Below are 18,068 nucleotides of genomic sequence, written 5' to 3'. Positions count from 1 at the left end.
CGGCCTCAGTACAGCACGACCGAGCGGATCGACTCGCCGCGCTTCATCAGGTCGAAGCCCTCGTTGATGCGCTCCAGCGGCAGGGTGTGGGTGATCAGGTCGTCGATGTTGAGCTTGCCCTCCATGTACCAGTCGACGATCTTGGGCACATCGGTGCGCCCGCGCGCGCCGCCGAAGGCCGATCCCTTCCATTCGCGCCCGGTCACCAGCTGGAACGGACGGGTGGAGATTTCCGCGCCCGCCTCGGCCACGCCGATGATGATGGACTTGCCCCAGCCCTTGTGACAGCACTCCAGCGCCTGGCGCATGACCTTGGTGTTGCCGATGCACTCGAAGGAGTAGTCGGCGCCGCCATCGGTCAGCTGCACGATATGGTCCACCACGTTCTCGACTTCATTCGGGTTGACGAAATGCGTCATGCCGAACTTGCGCGCCATGGCTTCGCGGCCCGGGTTCAGGTCCACGCCGATGATCTTGTCCGCGCCCACCATCTTGGCCGCCTGGATCACGTTCAGGCCGATGCCGCCGAGGCCGAACACCACCACGTTGGCGCCGGCTTCCACCTTGGCGGTAAACAGCACCGCGCCCACGCCGGTGGTCACGCCGCAGCCGATGTAGCAGACCTTGTCGAATGGCGCGTCCGGGCGGATCTTGGCCAGCGCGATTTCCGGCACCACGATGTGGTTGGCAAAGGTGGAGGTGCCCATGTAATGGAAGATCGGCTTGCCATCGATGGAAAAGCGCGAGGTACCGTCGGGCATCAGGCCCTTGCCCTGGGTCGAGCGAATGGCCTGGCAAAGGTTGGTCTTGCGCGACAGGCAGAACTTGCACTGGCGGCATTCCGGCGTGTAGAGGGGGATCACGTGGTCGCCCGGCTTGAGCGAGGTCACGCCCGGGCCCACGTCGGTGACGATACCGGCGCCTTCGTGGCCCAGGATGGCCGGGAAGATGCCCTCCGGGTCGGCGCCGGACAGTGTGTAGTAGTCGGTATGGCAGATACCCGTGGCCTTGATCTCCACCAGCACTTCTCCTGCGCGCGGGCCGTCCAGGTCCACTTCTTCCACGGTCAGCGGGGCGCCGGCTTTCCAGGCGATGGCGGCTTTGGTCTTCATGATGGTTTTCCTTGGTTGTGGCTGGCAGCCAGGGCGCCGGCCCGATGTCTGGGGACGAAAGTCGGCGCCGCGCGGTACAGGCCCGGGCGCGGCGTCTTTCGTCAGCTGCCACTATACGTCGATCAGGGTGGCCATGGACGCCCGAAGCGGCGGATTTGGCCTTGGGCGCCTCCTGTTTGGCCAAAATCGTGGGTTGGCTGGCCGGGTTGGTTGACCGGGCCGGCGGGTGGGGCTTAAATGCCGGTTCCACCCACGCGTTGCCGCCCGAGCTCAATGTCCTTGCCGTATCGCCTGTGCGCCTCGCCTACCTCCAGCAAGGACCAGACATGAGCCACGACGCCGAGCGCACCTCCCGCGCCTCGCCTGTGCAACGCGCCCTCTGGATCCTGCGTGCCCTGTCCGACCCGCAAGTGCGCCGCCTGTCCGACGTGGCACGCGCCACCGGGCTGGACCCGGCCACCGCGTCGCGCCTGCTGGAGTTGCTGGTGGCCGAAGGCTTTGTCACTCGCGATGCCAGCCGGCGCTTTGGCATCGGCCCGGAGATATTCCAGCTGGCCGACGTAGCCCAGCGCCGGGTCGACCTGCGCGCGCTGGCGCGGCCGAGCCTGGAGCGGCTGGTGGAAGAGTTCGAGGATACCTCCGTGCTGACGCTGGCCAGCCGGGGCGAATCGGTGGTGGCGGATATCGAGCTGGGCACGTTCCCGATCCGCGCCAACTATGTCGAGATCGGCACACGCCGCCCGCTCGGGGGGGGGGGCGCTGGCAGCCTGGCGGTGCTGGCCTGGATGCCGGAAGCCGAGCGCACCGCGCGGACCCGGCTTGGCAAGGCGCAGCGTGCGCGTTACCCGCGCCTCACCGCCGAGGTGATCGGCGAGCAGATCGAGGCCGCCCGTGCGCGCGGCCATGCCTTGTTCCTGGATTGGGTAGTCGACAAGATGGGTGGCATCGCCGTGCCGCTGCTTGACTACGAGGGCCGCCCGCTGGGGGCGTTGAGCGTGGCGGCACTGAGCGAACGGATCTTGTCTCGCGAGGCGAAGATGGCACGCCGGCTAAAGGAAGAGGCGCGGCGCATCACCGGTGCGTGGGCGCGCCGGGCGCTGGGAGACTAGTGCAATCGTGCGTCTGCGCGGTGCGTCTCTGCGCCGGCAGGCCTCAAGGCATGTCGAACTGTTCCGCGGGCTTGCCCTGGTCCAGTTCCGGCAAGCCCGCGGAATACATCACCGCCCAGTTGTCTGGACCCAGCCCGCCATCACGGCAAGGCAGGCTGGCGATGCGCTTCTGGTCTTTCTCCACCACCAGCCCCTCCTTCTCCCAGCCCTTGCCGCTGCCGGCGTAGACCACATAGTCGTAGCCGCCGTTGGAGAACCTGAAGTAATCGGTGCCGCCGCCGGAGTAGGCCGTGACACCCCAGCGGAAGTGCTTGCGGGGATCATCCGTGAGTTTCGGGTACGCCAGTTCGACGGCGCCCTTCTTGCCAAAGCGGTACTGCACATACCCCTTGGTTTTGGACAGGTCCGGCGAGGCGCACAGCGACACAAGCTTGTTGCCCTTGACGGTGCAGGAGAACGCAACTTGTTCGTCCTTCGTGCACAGCGAGTCGCGTGCCGTTGCTGTCAGCGAGAACATCGAAAGCAGCAGGGCGCCGAAGAGGCGATGCGAGCGGTACATGGATGGCTCCGGGAGGGGGGGCTCAGGCGAGCAAGGCAGCCTGATCGAACGCGACGAATTCGCAGCCGTAGTGGTGTACCACATCATCGGCCGTGTTCACCAGTTGGTAACGCACGACGCGCACGCTGACTTCGAGCCTGGCCAGCGAGCCAAAGCTGAGGATGCCTCTGGGGAGCACCGCCCCGACGGCCAGTGCGGTTGTCCCTGGCGTGCGCGAGCGCAGCCCCACGCCGGAAGCCGATAAGTCGGCTATGTCCAGGACGAGTGCGGTGCCGTCAGGCAACGGGGCCTCGAACGTGTAGTTGTAGTCCAGCGTCTCTGCCCGGTAGTCGCGCCGCCGCTGCACCTGGGACAGCATCGTCGGGAGCGGCACGGCGAATGCGGTCGCGCCGGCGAACACGCAGCGCTTCGCGGCGCCCAGGGCAAGCGTGACCGAGACATCGTCGAGCACGGTCGAAAGCTCGCTCTGTGCGCTGGCCAGTACCGCCTGGTTGTCGGATTCGTTCTCGCAGCCCTCAAGCGTAAACTGGCGCGCTGCAACATCCACGAACAATACCCGTGAGCGCACGGTGCGCCCATCCGGCAAGCGCAAGTCGAGGTAGCGCTCCTGCGTAGCCAGGACTTCCAGCATGTCGTGGATCTCATCCGCAAGCGCGTGCTGGAATCCATCCGGTGACGGCGGGTTTATCGAAGCGGGATCAAGTTTATTCATGGGTTGGTGTGGCTGACCGGCAAAGGCGGCCGCAAGCATGGCTGCTAAACGTTGCCTAACGGCAGGAATCTGCCAATCTTTAGTCCGGGCGAGAACGTGGCGGATGCCTAAAGAACGGGCTTGCAATGCCGTTAGAGCCGTCAGCATGCAAACGAATGAACAAATGATGCAAAGCGGCGAAGTGCAGCCTGGAAGCTGGATGCGCGCAGCGTTGTCCGATCCGATATCCAATGTCTTGAATGAGTTAGTTGCGATGAATCGTAGTGCGCACGCGGCCATGCTCCTGGGCCACCCGGCACCACCACCATGGCTTCGGCAGCCATAGGCACGTCCTTGCCGTTTCCATTGGTGGCGAACGGCGATGTCGAGCGGATCAGCGATCCGGACCAGGTACTTGAGATCCTGCAGGATCTGGTTCGCAAGCGCATCCGGCTCCATCTTCATCCCGCGCAGCAGTACCGGGTGGCTTCGAGCTTTCTGTTCATCGATCCCGCCAAAGGCAGCTGCGTGCTCGCGTGGTGCCGCAATGGCGTGGAGCTGGAGGCAATCCTGAACGCCAGCGATATGGCGGCTTCGGCGTCGATGGGCGACATCACGTTCCAGTTTCGCATCGCTTCTGCCGCCGTCACCCGTTTCGATGGCGGACCGGCGTTTCTCGCCCCTTACCCGACCGGGATCTATCAAGTCCCGCGGCGCAGGCATTTCCGCGTCCGCCCGCAGGAGGAAAGACAGTGCCGCTGCCAGATCGTGCTTGGCGACGGCCAGCTCGTGGAGATGGAAGTCACTGACGTGTCGGTGTCCGGCGTGGGCTTGCGCTCCCGCAGTGTCGGCCCGCAGCGCTTGCCGGTCGGGACCTGGATCGCTGAATGCCATCTGGACCTTGGCGAGCTGGGCGGGTTGAACCTGCCGTTGCAGGTGGTGCGCCATCGAAAGGCCTGGCGCGGCGACGAGGCGCACCATCATTTTGGCTGCCACTTTGGCCAGATGGATGTTCAGGCCGCGAAGTGGCTGCAGCGTGTTGTGTTTGCGCTGGAGCTGGCCGGGCGCGAGTAAGCAGGCAAGCCGGCCGCCCGGCATCGCTGCGGCCACGGTCGGACATCGAGCTCATCCCTTGGCGGCATTGCGCACAAAGCGCTGCTCTGTCACGGCAGCCCCCCATTGCTCGCCCGGCGCCTCCTGCACAAGTTGAAACCCGTGGGACTCATAGAGATGGCGCGCCGCGTCGAGGCCCTTGAACGTCCACAGGTAGGTTTGCCTGTAGCGCGCATCCGCGAAATCCAGCGCGCGTTCCAGCAACTGGCGTCCGACGCCGGTGCCGCGCAAGGCGTTGTCGACGATAAACCAGCGCAGGTGGGCGAGCCCGCCCGGTTCGCCATCGATGGCGATGCTGGCCAGCGAGCGGCCGCCTTCCAGGCACAGCCACAGTTGCCTGTCCGGCGATGGCAGGCTGGTCGCGAACGCGGCCAGTTCGGTGGCCACCTTGTTCTCGAAGAAGCTGCCGAAGCCCACCAGTTGCGAATAGAAGCGGGCATGCAGGCTGGCGATGTCGCCGATGCAGCCCGGGCGATAGCCTTCCTGGATCCCGCTGCCCACGCCGGCATCGTCCCCGGTGGTCTTGTGCGCGTTGTCCGCAGCAAGCGCATTCGCATAGATCGACAGGGACCGGACCAGCGCTTGCTGGTCGGCCGGGGTCAGCCGCCGCAATGCGCTGGAGACCTGTTCCGTGGCAAAGCCATCGATCTGGTGGTGCAAGTGCCTGCCGGCCTCGGTCAGGGTCAGGTGGGATGCGCGCGCATCATCGCTCGCGGCCGTGCGTACGACCAGACCCAATGATTCAAGCTTGGCGAGCTGCCGGCTTGTATTGGACTTGTCCAGCCGCAGGATACTGGCCAGATCGCGCGCCTGCAGCCCCGGCGCCAGCCCGATCTCGATGATGGCGTGCACCGCGGAGGGCGCAAGCTGGCTATCGGCCAGCGTGGTCCGCATGAAGCCGAGCTCGCGGACCAGCTTTCTGGAGAACACCCTGAGCGCGGCGATCGTGGCATCACGCGGCTCGGGCAGGGGCTCGACGATATCCATGGCGGCTCCGTTGGTTGCGCATCGCAACCATAATAGTTGCGGGTCGCAAGTTATTCAAGGAACCCAGCCGGAGAGGCCTGCCTACGCCGGTCCGCGCAACAACGGGGCCAAGGCCTGCGGCACCTCCACCTCGAACCGCAACACCGCGCTGGCCAGCGCCTTGCCGTAGTTGTCCAGCGCCAGGCTGCGCGACACGCCGCCCCCTAGTGCGCCATGCGCGACGAAGTTGAGCACCTGCAAGCCATCGGCCTCAAAACGATCGACCTCGCCGGTGACCACGCCGCCATACAGGCTCTTGAAGGCTTGGGCGGTGAGCTGCGCCTTGAGATACGGGTAGAACGCGGCGTCATAGGCGATCACCGAGGTGTTCGAAATATCGCCCTTGTCGCCGGACCGGGTATGCGCCACGCGCCTTAGCAGAACTTTCATGCGATATGCCTCGCAGCGGATCAAAGGAAACGGGTCAAAGGAAATGGATCTCGGAACTGACCTGCGCGCGCGGCACCAGGGCCGACCACACGCCGATGATCTCGCGCGTGCGCTCCTGGTGCGGCACGCGCTTGCCGGTGGAGGCCAGGCCGCACACGGCCATGCTGTCGATCTCGCGGCCGACCTTGGCGGCTTGCTCCCGGGTGAGGGTGCGCGCGGCCACGCGCACGGCAATCTCGTTGGGCTCGCAGGCCGGCGCCGGGGAAGCCTCGCCGTGGATCGCGTTGACGCCAAGGAAGTCGATGCGCAGCGCTTGCGCGTCGAGCCCGGCCAGCTGGAACCGGTGCGCCAGGATGGTCTTGGCCAGCCGCGCCTTTTCCAGGCAGCCGGGGCCGGCGTAGAAGAACATGTCCTCGCCGATAAAGCCCTCCGTGCAGCCAAGCGAGACCTTGAGCGTGGGCGTGCGCGCAGATCCGCTGATGCCGCTCATGCGCACCTGGTCGGGCGCAACCTGCTCCAGTTGCGCGGTGGTGAAATCCACCACCACGTCAGGCGTGATGTAGCGGCGCGGGTCGTGCACCTCGTAGAACATCTGCTCCTTGACGGTCTGCAGGTCGATGCGGCCGCCGGTGCCTGCCACCTTGGAAATCACGGCCGTGCCGCGCGCGTCCACCTCGGCAATCGGGAAGGCCAGGTTCCACGGCTCGGGCACGTCCTTGTAGCCCGGGTCGCCAAAATAGCCACCCGTCACCTGCGCGCCGCACTCCAGCAAATGGCCGATGGCGCTGCCGCGCGCGAGCAGCTCGGTATCTTCAGGCTGCCATCCGAACGCATGCATCATCGGCGCGAGAAACAGCGAGGGATCGGCCACGCGGCCCGTCACCACGATCTGCGCACCGGCTTGCAGCGCGCGCACGATCGGCTCCGCGCCCTCATACGGCTCGGCCGAGATCAGCGAGCCGCGCAGGGTGGCGATGGGCGCGCCGGTCTCCAGGATCTCCAGCGGCTGGTCGCAGATGGTGCCGGTCAGGTCGGTGGTGGTGATCGCCGCGATCTTCACGCCGGGCAGGCCAAGCTCTGCGCACAGCTGCGCGATGCGCCGCGCCGCGCCGAGCGGATTGATCCAGCCCTGGTTGCTGACGATGCGCGTGCCGTTGGCGATGCAGTGCGGCAGCACGACGCGCATGCGCTCGTCGAGGTAGGTGTCGTAGCCTTCGAAGGCGGGGTCGCGGCGTTTTCGTACCTGCGCGGCGCAGACGGTGGCCTCGGCCATGGTTTCGAAGCAGAGGAAATCGAGCTTGCCGTGCTGCGCGCTCAGGGCCGCGGGTTCGACGCGGTCGCCCCACCAGCCGGAGCCTGAGCCAATGCGCAGGGTCTTGGTTGCCATGACGGGATCCTTGGTTTGTTGTTCTGCGTGGCGTCTTGGGCTTACTGGGCCTGGATGCCAGCGCTCTTGATCACGCGCGCCCATTTCTCGGTATCGGCGCGGATCACCGCGGCGAAGGCGGCGGGGGAGTCGCCGCCGGGCACCGCGCCGAGCTGCTCGATGCGCTGCTTGACCTCGGGCGCGGCCAGCACCTTGGCCACCGTTTGCTGCAGGCGCGCCACCAGCGCGGGCGGCGTGCCGGCCGGGGCCAGCAGGCCGAACCATGAGTTCACCACGTAGCCGGGCAGGCCGGACTCCGCCACGGTGGGCACATCCGGCAGGATGGGCGAGCGCTGCGGGCTGGTTACCGCCAGCGCGCGCACCTTGCCGGCCTGGATTTGCGCCAGCGCCGAGGGCAGGTTGTCGAACATGAGGTTGACCTGGCCCGCCAGCAGGTCGGTCATGGCGGGCGCCGCGCCCTTGTACGGCACGTGCTGCATCTTCACGCCGGCCATGCTGTCGAGCAATTCGCCAGACAGGTGCGGCGAGCCGCCGGTACTGGTGGAGGCGTAGTTGAGGCCGCCCGGCCGCTGCCTGGCCAGCGCGATCAGTTCGGCCACGGACTTGACCGGCAGCGTGGCATTGGTCAGCAGCACGTTGGGCGAGTTGGCGACCAGCGTCACCGGCGCGAAGTCCTTGGCCGAGTCGTACGGCATGCGCGCGTAGAGAAACTGGTTGGTGACCTGGGTGCCCAGCGTGCCCATCAGCAGCGTGTAGCCGTCCGGGGCGGCCTTGGCCACGGCCTCGGCGCCGATGTTGCCGCCGGCGCCGGGCCGGTTGTCCACCACCACGGTTTGTCCCAGCGCCTCGCCCAGTTTCTGCGCCATCAGGCGCGCGAGGATGTCGGTGGTGCCACCGGGGGTGAAAGGCACCACCAGCCGTAGCGGCTTGGTGGGGTAGTTGTCCGCAGCCCGCGCCGGCAGCGCAAGCTGGGCGCACAGGGCGGCGCAGGCCATGGCGGCCAGGCGCAGGGTGGCACGTCGGTGCATCGTTGTCTCCTCGCAGGCGCTGCCGTGACGGCAGTGCCCGGTGGTTGTGCCGTGTGCGCGGGTGCGCCGCGGCATTTCGTTTAGTGAAATCTTTTTTGGATGATCTTATGCATGAGCCGGTTTGAAGGTCAAACAAAGGCTATGAATTTTCATTCAATGAAAATTTGATGCATCGCCAAGGGGCTCTGCGGCCCGGGTTCCGGTGGTGCCGCGCGAGTTGCCGATGAAGCTGGCCGCGCTGCTGGGCTGCGCGGTGCCTGGCGGCAACCGAACCGCGCTCAGTACCCTTGATACCCCTGGTATCCCTGGTATTGCGGCTGCGGCGGCTGCTGATAGTAATAGGGCGCCGGCTGCGGTGCGCATGGCACGTAGGCGTGGTCGTAATCCCGATAGCAGTATCCCGGCGGGGGGCCATATGCGGGCTGGGGCGGCGCAGCGACAACGACCGGCTGGCTGGCCACGGCGGTGCCGATCACGGCCAGTCCGACCAGGGCGCCGATGGCCAGCGCTACCGCGCCGGCCGAACCGCCGCCGTGGTAGCTGCCCTGGTAGCGGTCGCGTGCCGAAGCAGGTCCTGCGGCCAGCAGTGCGGCGGCGACGAGGCCCACGCCGACGACGCGGATGGCACGATGGGTGTTGCGCATGACTGACTCCTTGAGACGGCCAGCGAGGGCGGCTGGCCATGACGTCATCTTAGGGGTCAGGTGTCTGCGCAATAGACCGGCGCGGTTAGCAGATGTAACGCCAATATCACCGTGATCACGCCGATCAGGGGGCGGGGCGCGGCGGCGGGGGCGGCGCAGCGTCCGCGCCCGGGGCGGCCTGCGGCGGCGCCTTCTTGTGATGGTGCTTGTGCTTATGCTTCTTGTGGCGCGCAGGCTGGGCCGGCATGGGCGTTGCCGTGGCCCGCTCGCCCTGTGGCCGCTGCGGCTCGGGCGGTGCAAGCTGGGCATGGGCGATGCCGCCCAGGGCAAGGGCGGTTGCCAGCGCGGCTGACTTGAGGCTTCGAATTCCGGGTTTCATCCATGCTCCTGAAAAATAATCCGTCACAACAGTCACAATTATCCGCACTGTGACGGTGGATGCGGTGTAGGACAAAGCCTGATTCGCGTATCGTGTTCGTAGCGCCTCGCATCAACCAGGCCACTCAAGCGCCGCTGCCATCACGCGGCACCGGCGTGATGCCGACGCGGGCCGCCGCCGGGGCGTTCCCGGCCTGGCCTTCATGTTGCCGGCCAAGCCACCATCCCAGCCACGCCCATCCCAGCGCCAGTGCGGCGCCGGTGAACGCCACCACGGCCGGGTGGCCGGATAGGCCGTCGATGGCGGTCTTGAACCAGGCACTGACGGCATCGCCGGCGCGATAAACGGCGGTGTCGATCACGTTCTTCGCCTTGTACTTGGTCTCGGCGTCCACCACGGTAAACAGCATCTCCCGCCCCGGGCGCAGCAAGGCGTATTCCCCCACGCGGCGCAGGATCATCACGGCCGCCAGCACGCCAAAGGTGGGCCACAGCGCCAGCACCAGGAAGCCAGCCGCCACTGCCAGTGGCACCGCCGTGAGCAGGGAGGTCACGCCATAGCGCCTGGCGATGCGCCCCGACAGGAACACCTGCACCAGGATGGTCAGCGCCTGCACGATGGCATCGATGGCGCTGAACACCTGGGTCTGCTGCGTGCGGCTGGGAAAGGTCTGCGCCATCAGCCTGGCCTGCTCGAAGTAGAGGAACGTGCTGGCCGTGGCCAGCAGGATCACGAACAGGCTGATGCCAAGCAGGTAACGGGACTGCGCCACCAACGTCAACCCCGCCCAGAGCCCGCCCCCGATGGGCCGGGCCGGGTCTTGCGCCGGCACCGGATCGTCCGCCACCGGCACGCCCGCGCCGGCGCGCTTGCGCCAGCCGAACAGGTAGCCCACGCCGGGCAGCGTGGCCGCGAGCAGCGCGGCCGACAGCACCATCAGCCCGGTCAGGCCGATGCGCGTCACCAGCCAGCCGCCCAGCAGCGGGCCGGCCAGGCCGCCCGCGCTGGCGCCGGCGGCCAGCAGGCCGAACAGCCGGCGCGCCTGGCCGGGGCGGAACACGTCTGCCATCAGGCTCCACGCCACCGACACCACGAACAGGTTGAACACCGATAGCCAGACGTAGAACACGCGCGCCAGCCAGATGCTGTCCGGCGTGCCACGCGTGGCCACGGCAAAACCCAGCAGGTTGGCAATAAAGAACGCATAGACCCAGGGCACGAAACGCCGGCGGGGCAGCCGCGCGCTGCACAAGCCATAGAACGGGATGGCCACCAGCATGACCACAAAGGTGGCGGTGAACAGCCATTGCAGGTTTTGCACGCCGCCGGCGATGCCCATGGTCTCTCGCACCGGGCGCAGCATGAAGTAGCTGGCGAACAGGCAGAAGAAGAACAGGAAGCCGGCCACGACGGCGCTGCCTTCACCTGGCTGGATGCCAAGTCCGTGCCGGGTAGCCTGCTTGGACTCCGCGGAGTTTGTGGGGTTTGCCATGATGGGCTCAGGCGGCCAGCAGCGCGGCAATGCGCTCGCGCTGGCGGGCATCGGGCATGCGGCCAAGGCCTGCGCCAAGGTTGTCCTGCATGTTGCGGGGCTTGGACGTGGCGGGGATCGCCGCCGTCACCGCGGGGTGGCTGACAATGAATTTCAGGAAGATCTGGCCCCAGGACGCGCAGTCGATTTCGCCGGCCCAGGGCGGCAGCGGCCGGTCCTTGACGGCGCGGAACAGGTGCCCGTCCTGGAACGGGCGATTGACCAGCACGGCCACACCGCGCTCCTGGCACAGTGGCAGCAGAGCGCGCTCGGCATTGCGCTCGGCCAGGGAATAGTTCAGCTGCACAAAATCCAGGCGTTCGCTTCGCACGATCTGCGCCAGCGCCTCATGCGCGTCCTCGCGGTAGTGGGTGATGCCGACATAGCGCGTCTTGCCCTGATCCTTCAGTTGGCGTGCAAAGCGCAGGTTGTCGCGCCAGTCGATCAGGTTGTGGACCTGTAGCAGATCCACGGTATCGCTATGCAGGTCGCGCAGCGACTGCGTCCATTGCGCCTGCGCCGCGCCGCCGGCCGGGCTGGATATCTTGGTGGCCAGGAAGACCTTGCCGCGGGCATTGGCGTCGCGCAGCAGGTCGCCGGTGACGCCTTGCGCGCTGCCATAGCTGGGCGCGGTGTCGATCACCGGGCCGGACGTTTGCAGCAGCAGGGCCAGGACTTCGGCCAGCGGGGCGCGTTCGGCGCGTTCCGTTCCCACGTTGAAGGTATCGGCCGTGCCCATGCCGATCACCGGCAGGGTTTCGTGGCCACCGGGCAGTGCCCGGCGCAATGGCCCTGCAGCGGGCGGCGCCGCGAGTGTGCTGGCGGGCCAGGTGCCACAGGGCAGGCTAAGTGCGGCGGCAAGGCGCGCGCCGTGGCCAAGAAAACGGCGTCTATCGGATGACATGACGATCTCCTTGCTGCTGGGCCTGGAACCTGGCGGCCGGGGCTGCGGCATTTAGTCACTGCGCACTGCGCAGCGGCCCGGCTAGCTTATGCTGTTGCCCCGATCCGTATCATATTCTCACAGATAAGAAACCTGCCGCCATGGTCGCTCTGCTGGTCGCTTGCACCTACCTCTTGCTTGCCGGCGTGCATGTCTACTGGGCGCTGGGCGGGCGCCTGGCAAAGGATGCCGCCGTTCCCCGTGTGCCCCGCAAGGTAGCCGCCGGCGACATTGCGCCGCCGGCAACGGCGAGCGCGACGGTGCCCGCCTTTACGCCCTCGCGCACGGGCACGCTGCTGGTGGGCATTGGCCTGGCGGCGGTGGCCTTGATGGTGGGGGCGCGGGCCGGGCTGGCCGCGGCGCCTTGCACCGGGCCGGTCCTGCAATGGGCCATCGGCCTGGTCGCGCTGGCCATGCTGGCCAGGGCGGTGGGTGATTATCGGCTGGTCGGCTTCTTCAAGCGCATCACCGGCTCTTCGTTCGCCTGGCTGGATACGTGGGTCTATTCCCCGCTGTGCCTGGCGCTGTCCGCTGGCCTGGCGTATGTGGCAATCCTCCCGCCCTGAGCGGCGCCGCATTCCTGGCAGGCGCCTGCGCCGTATCGCAAGAACCCCCGATTGCAAAATGAAGTTCCGCGTCTGACAATGCCGTGCACCAGAGGCCGGGCGCGCCGAGCATTTTTCCTGGTGGATGACCGCGTTGCTGCATCGCTTTCCCGGCCAGACCCCATTCATGGCACGGCTGCAGCAAGCCGAGCTGGAATACGTTGCCGCTTCGCCTGCGGCTGCCGCGGCTCTCGCGGAAACCTATGTCGGGCTGCCATTCACCACCTTCGAGGGCCATTGAGTGCCCGTCCCGATTGCCAGACAGGAGATGTCATGACAAAGCTTGGTTGCCCGCCACCGTGGCCGGGGGAGGGCCGGCGATGATCGCCAGTTTCCTCGGCGTGCTGTTCGACGGGCTGGCCTATGGCTGCCTGCTGTTCCTGATCAGCGTAGGGCTGTCGGTGACCATGGGCCTGATGAATTTCGTCAACCTGGCCCACGGCGCGTTCGCCATGTTTGGCGGCTACATGGCGGTGGTCCTGATGACCCGGGCGGGCGTGCCCTTCCTGGCGACGCTGCCGCTAGCCTTCGCGGGGGCCGCGGCGGTGGGCTGGGTGCTGGAGCGCACCCTGTACCGGCGCCTGTACCGCGCCAGCCATCTCGACCAGGTGCTGTTCTCGATCGGGCTGACCTTCATGGCGATCGCGGGGGCCACCTACGTGTTCGGGCCGGGACAGCAGCCGGTGGCGCTGCCCGACTTCCTGCTCGGCCAGGTGCGCGTGGCGGGCCTGGACCTTGGGGCCTATCGCCTGTTCCTGATCGGCGTGGTGGTGGTCATCACCGCGGCGCTGGGCTGGCTGGTGGCGCGCACGCGCTTTGGCGCGCAGGTGCGCGCGGCGGTGGACAACCAGCAAGCGGCGCGCGGCCTGGGCATCAATGTGGAACGGGTATTCAGCCTGACCTTCGCGCTTGGCTCCGGGCTGGCCGGGCTGGGTGGCGGGCTGGGCATCGACGTGCTGGGGCTCGATCCGTCGTTCCCGCTCAAGTACATGGTGTATTTCCTGCTGGTGGTGGCGGTGGGCGGCGCGGGCACCGTCCGCGGCCCGCTGGTGGCGGCGCTGCTGCTTGGCGTGGCCGATGTGGCCGGCAAGTATTACGTGCCGGCGGTAGGCGCCTTTGTCATCTATGCGCTGATGGTGCTGCTGCTGGTGCTGTTCCCGGCCGGTCTCTACGGGAGGCGGGCATGAGCGCTGTTGACGAGGTGCCGAGTCGCGCGAGCGAGCGGCGCACCTATCTGCCCCATCTGCCCGACGGCCGCTGGCGCGTTGGCGAGATCGTGTTCTGGCTGGTGCCGGTGGCAGTGTTCTTCCTGCTGCCCGGGTACCTGATCCTTGGCAGCCAGGTGCTGATCACCGGGCTCTTCGCGCTGTCGCTGGATTTGCTGCTGGGCTACGCCGGGATCGTCTCGCTGGGCCATGCGGCCTTCTTCGGCCTGGGCGCCTACACCGCCGGGCTGCTGGCCGCGCATGGCTGGGGCGAGCCGGTCTCGGGCCTGATCGCGGCCGGTGTGGTGGCCGGCCTGGCGGGTTGGCTGGCGAGTTTCCTGGTGGTGCGCGGCGGGGACCTGACCCGGCTCATGGTCACGCTGGGTATCGGGCTGATGCTGTTCGAAGCGGCCAACAAGGCGGCCTTCCTGACCGGCGGCGTGGACGGCTTGTCGGGCGTCACCATGGCGCCGTTGCTCGGGCTGTTCGAGTTCGACCTGTTTGGCAAGACCGCCTACCTCTACAGCCTGGTGGTGACGTTCCTGTTGTTCGTGCTGGTGCGCAGGCTGGTGGCTTCGCCCTTCGGACTGTCGTTGCGCGGCATGCGCGAGGGTGCGCGCCGCATGCCGGCGCTGGGTGTCGACGCGCCGCGCCGCCTGGGCGCGGTGTTCGCCGTGGCGGCGGCGCTGGCCGGCGTGGCCGGTGGGCTGCTGGCGCAGACGACACAGTTCGTCGGCATGGATGTGCTGGGCTTCCCGCGTTCGGCGGAATTGCTGGTGATGCTGGTGCTGGGTGGCGCGGGCCGCTTGTACGGCGCACTGCTCGGGGCGGCCGTGTTCATGGTCGCGCAGGATGTGCTGGCGGGCATCAACCCGGTGTACTGGCAGTTCTGGATTGGCCTGCTGCTGGTGGTGATCGTGCTGTTTGCGCGCGGCGGGCTGATGGGCGCGCCGGATGCCTTGCGCCGCGCCATGCGCCGCAAGCCGGGAGGTGAGCGGCCATGACCAGGTTGCTGCGTACCGAGGGATTGTCCAGGTCCTGGGGCGGGTTTGCCGCCAACAGCGATATCTCCCTGCAGTTTCCGCCGGGCGCCCGCCATGCGTTGATCGGGCCTAACGGCGCCGGCAAGACCACCTTCATCAACCTGCTCACCGGCGCCTTGCCGGCCAGCAGCGGCAGCATCTGGCTGGGCGACGAAAATATCACGCAATTGCCCCAGCACGCGCGGGTGCGGCGCGGCATGACCCGGACCTTCCAGATCAACACCTTGTTCCCCGGCCTGACGGTGCTCGAATCCGTGGTGCTGGCGGTGGCAGAGCGCAGCGGCGCCACCCGGATCTGGCACCGCACCGTGGCTTCGCAGCGGGCACTGGCTGATGAGGCCATGGCGGTGCTGGCCAGCCTGCGCCTGCACACCGAAGCCGATACCGAGACGCGCAGCCTGCCATACGGCAAGCAGCGTCTGCTGGAAATCGCCCTGGCGCTGGCCACCCGGCCCGCCATCCTGCTGCTGGACGAGCCAGCGGCGGGCATCCCGGCCGGGGAGAGCACCGAGCTGTTCGGCGTGATCGCCGGCTTGCCGCGCGACATCACCATCCTGTTTATCGAGCACGACATGGACCTGGTATTCCGCTTTGCCGAGCGCATTACGGTGCTGGTGGGTGGCCGCGTGCTGACCGAGGGCACGCCCGCCGAGATCGGCGCCGATCCCCGCGTCAGGGAGGTATACCTCGGGGAGGCCGCCCATGACTGAACTGCTGCGGGTGCAGGGGCTGAGCGCGGGCTATGGCGATGCCGTCGTGCTCGACGGCATCGACCTGGCGCTCGACGCCGGCGACAGCCTGGCCTTGCTGGGCCGCAACGGGGTGGGTAAGAGCACGCTGCTGATGACGTTGATGGGCCTGACCCGGCAGCGGCGCGGCAGCCTGTCCTGGCGCGGGCGCGACCTGGCGCGGCTGGCGGCGCATCAGCGCGCCGCCGCTGGCCTGGGATGGGTGCCGCAGGAGCGCTGCATGTTCCCATCCCTGACTGTGGAGGAACACCTGACGGCGGTGGCGCGCCCGGGCCACTGGGATGTCGCTCGGGTGTATGAAGTCTTTCCCCGGCTGCAGGAACGGCGCACAAACCTGGGCAACCAGTTGTCAGGGGGCGAGCAGCAGATGCTGGCCATTGGCAGGGCGCTCATGGTAAACCCGGCGCTGCTATTACTCGACGAGCCGATGGAGGGATTGGCGCCTATTATTGTTCAGGAATTGCAGCATGTGATCCGCCGCTTGATCGAGGACGGCGGCATGGCTGTGATCGTGGTGGAGCAGCACGCTCGCCTGGCGCTTGGCATGACGCGGCGCGCGATGGTGCTTGATCGCGGCAGGGTAGTGTTTGAGTCGACCAGCACGGAGCTGCTGGCGGACAAGGGCAGTCTGGACAGGTTGCTGACGGTTGCCTGAGCAACCCCGGTATGGTCAACCGGCGGCAGGCGATTGGCGGCGAACGTTGGTGGCCGTTGGCGGCAACACCGCCTTCGGCCTTTGGCAGTGCCCATTTTTTGCAGGCGGGTAGTCACGGGGAACTATGGAAACCCATGAGCAGAATCGGCTCGTCAACGCCTATATCCAGCGTTACAGCCGCTACGACCCGGCCATTGGCCGGCACGAGGTGCGCTCGTTCTGGGTCTGGCAGGCTTGCGACTGGCTCTGCGTCAACGACCCCGAAGGGTTATGGCGGCTGGTGCTGGAAGTCCTGGCCCGCACCGACAGTCCCCGCGTCCTTGGCGCGCTTGCTGCCGGCGAGCTGGAAGACCTGATCGAATACCACGGTCCGGCCTTCATCGGCCGCATCGAGCAGGAGGCCGCGCGCGCCCCGCGCTTTCGCCGCCTGCTGTGCGGCGTCTGGCGCAGTTCCACGCCCGAGGTCTGGGCGCGCGTGCTGGCCGCCAGCGACAGCAACTTCAACGAGGTGCCGCAGCGCGCGATGTGGATATGCTACGAGCGGCGTGGCTGGGATGCGCAGGGCGCGGCGGCGCAGCCCGATGGCGAGGCTGGCGTGTCTCGCGAGGCCCACAGACAGCCCGCGCGTGTCGTGCCATCGCCGTCGCCATCGCCGTTCCGGCAGCGTGAAGGCGCGATGCACTCAGACTCGCCGCATCACCCCGCCTGGCCTACTTCCCCGGATCCTTGACGTTGTCGAATTTGTCGAACTCCACGTTGTAGAGCTCGCCGCCAATCTTTTCCACACGCCGGATATAGACGGTCTGGACTACGTCGCGGGTGTCCGGGTCGATCATGATCGGTCCGCGCGGGCTGGCGATCTTCATGCCCTTGAGCGCCGCGACGAACTTGTCGCCGTCGGTGGCGCCGCCGGTCTTCTTCAGCGCATCGTAGATCGCGCGCATGCCGTCATAGGCGGCCACGGCCATGAAGTTAGGCCGGCCGGCGCCAGGGTTGGCTTCGGCAAAGGCTTTCAGGAAGGCCTTGTTCTCGGGCGAATCGTGCGCCATCGAGTAATGGAACGACGTGATCACGCCCAGCGTGGCGTCGCCCATGGCCGGCAACACGTGGTCGTCGGTCAGGTCACCGGTGGCGATCACACGGACGCCGGCCTCGGCCAGGCCGCGCTCGCGAAAGCCCTTCATGAACGCCACGCCTTGCTCGCCGGCCGGCAGGAACAGGAAAACCGCCTCCGGCTTGGCATCCTTGATGCGCTGGATGAACGGCGCGAACTCCGGGTTGCGCAGCGGCACCCGGATCGATTCGACCACCTGTCCGCCGCCGCCGATGAAATTGGTCTTGAACGCGGTCTCCGCGTCGATCCCCGGCGCGTAGTCCGCCACCAGCGTCACTACCTTGCGCACCTTGTTCTTGATGGCCCAGGTGGCCATCGGCGCCGAGATCTGCGGCAGGGTCATCGACACCCGCGCGATATACGCGGATTTGGTGGTGATCGAGGACGACGCCGCGTTGAAGATCACCATCGGCTTCCTGGCCTGCTCGGCAATTGGCGCCACCGCCAGGGCCTCGGGCGTGAGGCCGAAGCCGGCCAGCACGTCGACCTTGTCGCGCACCACCAGTTCCTGTGCCAGCCGCTTGGCCACATCCGGGGCCGGGCCCGTGGTGTCCTTGCTGATGATCTGCACCTTGCGTCCCGCCACGGTGTCGCCATTGAGCTTCTGGAACGCCTTGATGCCGCCTTCCATCTGCTTGCCATAGTCGGCAAAGCTGCCCGAGAAGGGTGCGATCAGCCCGATCCTGACGGGATCGGCGGCGTGGGCGAGCGTTGGCGCCACGGCAAGCACGCTGCAAGCCGCGAGGGCACGCAGCAAGGGGGCAAAGGTCATCGATGGTCTCCTG

20 protein-coding genes and 2 pseudogenes are annotated in these 18,068 nt (G+C 67.2%); 10 read left to right on the top strand and 12 right to left on the bottom strand.

Features of this window, described 5'->3' with window-relative positions; genetic code table 11:
* Positions 1-5: 5 nt before the first annotated feature.
* Positions 6-1,112 (bottom strand): S-(hydroxymethyl)glutathione dehydrogenase/class III alcohol dehydrogenase, encoded by a 1,107-nt coding sequence (locus F7R26_RS28955; protein ID WP_150985540.1) that lies wholly within the window; start codon positions 1,110-1,112, stop codon positions 6-8.
* 326 nt (positions 1,113-1,438) lie between these two features.
* Here F7R26_RS28955 and F7R26_RS28950 point away from each other — a divergent pair, with 326 nt between their 5' ends.
* The gene (locus F7R26_RS28950; RefSeq protein WP_150985539.1) at positions 1,439-2,221 is read left to right on the top strand and encodes an IclR family transcriptional regulator; all 783 of its coding nucleotides are present in this window, start codon (positions 1,439-1,441) and stop codon (positions 2,219-2,221) included.
* 43 nt (positions 2,222-2,264) lie between these two features.
* Here the strand turns inward: F7R26_RS28950 and F7R26_RS28945 are convergent, their stop codons facing one another.
* Entirely contained in the window at positions 2,265-2,780 is a 516-nt protein-coding gene (locus tag F7R26_RS28945; RefSeq protein ID WP_150985538.1) for a hypothetical protein, read from the bottom strand.
* 22 nt (positions 2,781-2,802) lie between these two features.
* Positions 2,803-3,492 (bottom strand): flagellar brake protein, encoded by a 690-nt coding sequence (locus F7R26_RS28940; RefSeq protein WP_170301842.1) that lies wholly within the window; start codon positions 3,490-3,492, stop codon positions 2,803-2,805.
* Between the two features lie 333 nt (positions 3,493-3,825).
* Here F7R26_RS28940 and F7R26_RS28935 point away from each other — a divergent pair, with 333 nt between their 5' ends.
* Positions 3,826-4,545, top strand: coding sequence for a flagellar brake protein (locus F7R26_RS28935; RefSeq protein ID WP_170301841.1), 720 nt, complete (start codon positions 3,826-3,828; stop codon positions 4,543-4,545).
* 51 nt (positions 4,546-4,596) lie between these two features.
* Here the strand turns inward: F7R26_RS28935 and F7R26_RS28930 are convergent, their stop codons facing one another.
* From F7R26_RS28930 to F7R26_RS28895, 8 genes are all read right to left on the bottom strand, one after another.
* Positions 4,597-5,571: a bifunctional helix-turn-helix transcriptional regulator/GNAT family N-acetyltransferase gene (locus tag F7R26_RS28930; protein WP_150985535.1), complete on the bottom strand. Its 975-nt coding sequence runs from the start codon at positions 5,569-5,571 to the stop codon at positions 4,597-4,599.
* 81 nt (positions 5,572-5,652) lie between these two features.
* Positions 5,653-6,000: an AtuA-related protein gene (locus F7R26_RS28925; protein ID WP_150985534.1), complete on the bottom strand. Its 348-nt coding sequence runs from the start codon at positions 5,998-6,000 to the stop codon at positions 5,653-5,655.
* A gap of 34 nt (positions 6,001-6,034) precedes the next feature.
* Complete coding sequence (locus F7R26_RS28920) at positions 6,035-7,387, bottom strand: acyclic terpene utilization AtuA family protein (RefSeq protein WP_150985533.1); 1,353 nt, start codon at positions 7,385-7,387, stop codon at positions 6,035-6,037.
* A 41-nt stretch (positions 7,388-7,428) separates the two neighbouring features.
* Entirely contained in the window at positions 7,429-8,415 is a 987-nt protein-coding gene (locus tag F7R26_RS28915; protein ID WP_150985532.1) for a Bug family tripartite tricarboxylate transporter substrate binding protein, read from the bottom strand.
* 278 nt (positions 8,416-8,693) lie between these two features.
* Positions 8,694-9,059: a mechanosensitive ion channel protein MscS gene (locus tag F7R26_RS28910; protein WP_150985531.1), complete on the bottom strand. Its 366-nt coding sequence runs from the start codon at positions 9,057-9,059 to the stop codon at positions 8,694-8,696.
* Between the two features lie 124 nt (positions 9,060-9,183).
* A complete protein-coding gene (locus F7R26_RS28905; protein ID WP_150985530.1) occupies positions 9,184-9,438 on the bottom strand; it encodes a hypothetical protein in 255 nt (84 codons plus the stop codon).
* Between the two features lie 124 nt (positions 9,439-9,562).
* Entirely contained in the window at positions 9,563-10,930 is a 1,368-nt protein-coding gene (locus tag F7R26_RS28900; RefSeq protein ID WP_150985529.1) for an NTP/NDP exchange transporter, read from the bottom strand.
* 7 nt (positions 10,931-10,937) lie between these two features.
* Complete coding sequence (locus tag F7R26_RS28895) at positions 10,938-11,873, bottom strand: aldo/keto reductase (protein WP_150985528.1); 936 nt, start codon at positions 11,871-11,873, stop codon at positions 10,938-10,940.
* A gap of 140 nt (positions 11,874-12,013) precedes the next feature.
* Here F7R26_RS28895 and F7R26_RS28890 point away from each other — a divergent pair, with 140 nt between their 5' ends.
* The 8 genes and pseudogenes from F7R26_RS28890 (at position 12,014) to F7R26_RS28860 (ending at position 16,899) form a co-directional block, all read left to right on the top strand.
* Entirely contained in the window at positions 12,014-12,478 is a 465-nt protein-coding gene (locus tag F7R26_RS28890) for a DUF3995 domain-containing protein (protein WP_150985527.1), read from the top strand.
* A gap of 100 nt (positions 12,479-12,578) precedes the next feature.
* Positions 12,579-12,758 (top strand): annotated as a pseudogene (locus F7R26_RS28885) (4-hydroxybenzoate 3-monooxygenase); the annotation flags it as partial.
* A 79-nt stretch (positions 12,759-12,837) separates the two neighbouring features.
* The gene (locus F7R26_RS28880; RefSeq protein WP_150985526.1) at positions 12,838-13,704 is read left to right on the top strand and encodes a branched-chain amino acid ABC transporter permease; all 867 of its coding nucleotides are present in this window, start codon (positions 12,838-12,840) and stop codon (positions 13,702-13,704) included.
* Positions 13,701-14,726 carry a branched-chain amino acid ABC transporter permease gene (locus F7R26_RS28875; RefSeq protein WP_150985525.1) on the top strand — a complete coding sequence of 342 codons (1,026 nt, stop codon included), beginning with the start codon at positions 13,701-13,703 and terminating at the stop codon, positions 14,724-14,726. The genes F7R26_RS28880 and F7R26_RS28875 overlap by 4 nt, the downstream gene beginning before the upstream one ends.
* Positions 14,723-15,187 (top strand): annotated as a pseudogene (locus F7R26_RS41835) (ATP-binding cassette domain-containing protein); the annotation flags it as partial. The gene F7R26_RS28875 and the pseudogene F7R26_RS41835, both read left to right, overlap by 4 nt.
* 204 nt (positions 15,188-15,391) lie before the next feature.
* The gene (locus tag F7R26_RS41830; RefSeq protein ID WP_416053253.1) at positions 15,392-15,475 is read left to right on the top strand and encodes an ABC transporter ATP-binding protein C-terminal domain-containing protein; all 84 of its coding nucleotides are present in this window, start codon (positions 15,392-15,394) and stop codon (positions 15,473-15,475) included.
* Entirely contained in the window at positions 15,468-16,169 is a 702-nt protein-coding gene (locus F7R26_RS28865) for an ABC transporter ATP-binding protein (RefSeq protein WP_150985523.1), read from the top strand. The genes F7R26_RS41830 and F7R26_RS28865 overlap by 8 nt, the downstream gene beginning before the upstream one ends.
* A 124-nt stretch (positions 16,170-16,293) precedes the next feature.
* Positions 16,294-16,899 (top strand): DUF6869 domain-containing protein, encoded by a 606-nt coding sequence (locus tag F7R26_RS28860; protein WP_150985522.1) that lies wholly within the window; start codon positions 16,294-16,296, stop codon positions 16,897-16,899.
* Here F7R26_RS28860 and F7R26_RS28855 read toward each other — a convergent pair.
* Entirely contained in the window at positions 16,880-18,055 is a 1,176-nt protein-coding gene (locus F7R26_RS28855; RefSeq protein WP_150985521.1) for an ABC transporter substrate-binding protein, read from the bottom strand. The genes F7R26_RS28860 and F7R26_RS28855 overlap by 20 nt on opposite strands.
* Between the last annotated feature and the right edge of the window lie 13 nt (positions 18,056-18,068).

Source organism: Cupriavidus basilensis (assembly GCF_008801925.2).
Lineage (GTDB): Bacteria > Pseudomonadota > Gammaproteobacteria > Burkholderiales > Burkholderiaceae > Cupriavidus > Cupriavidus basilensis.
This window is presented reverse-complemented; position numbering and strand designations above follow the sequence as displayed.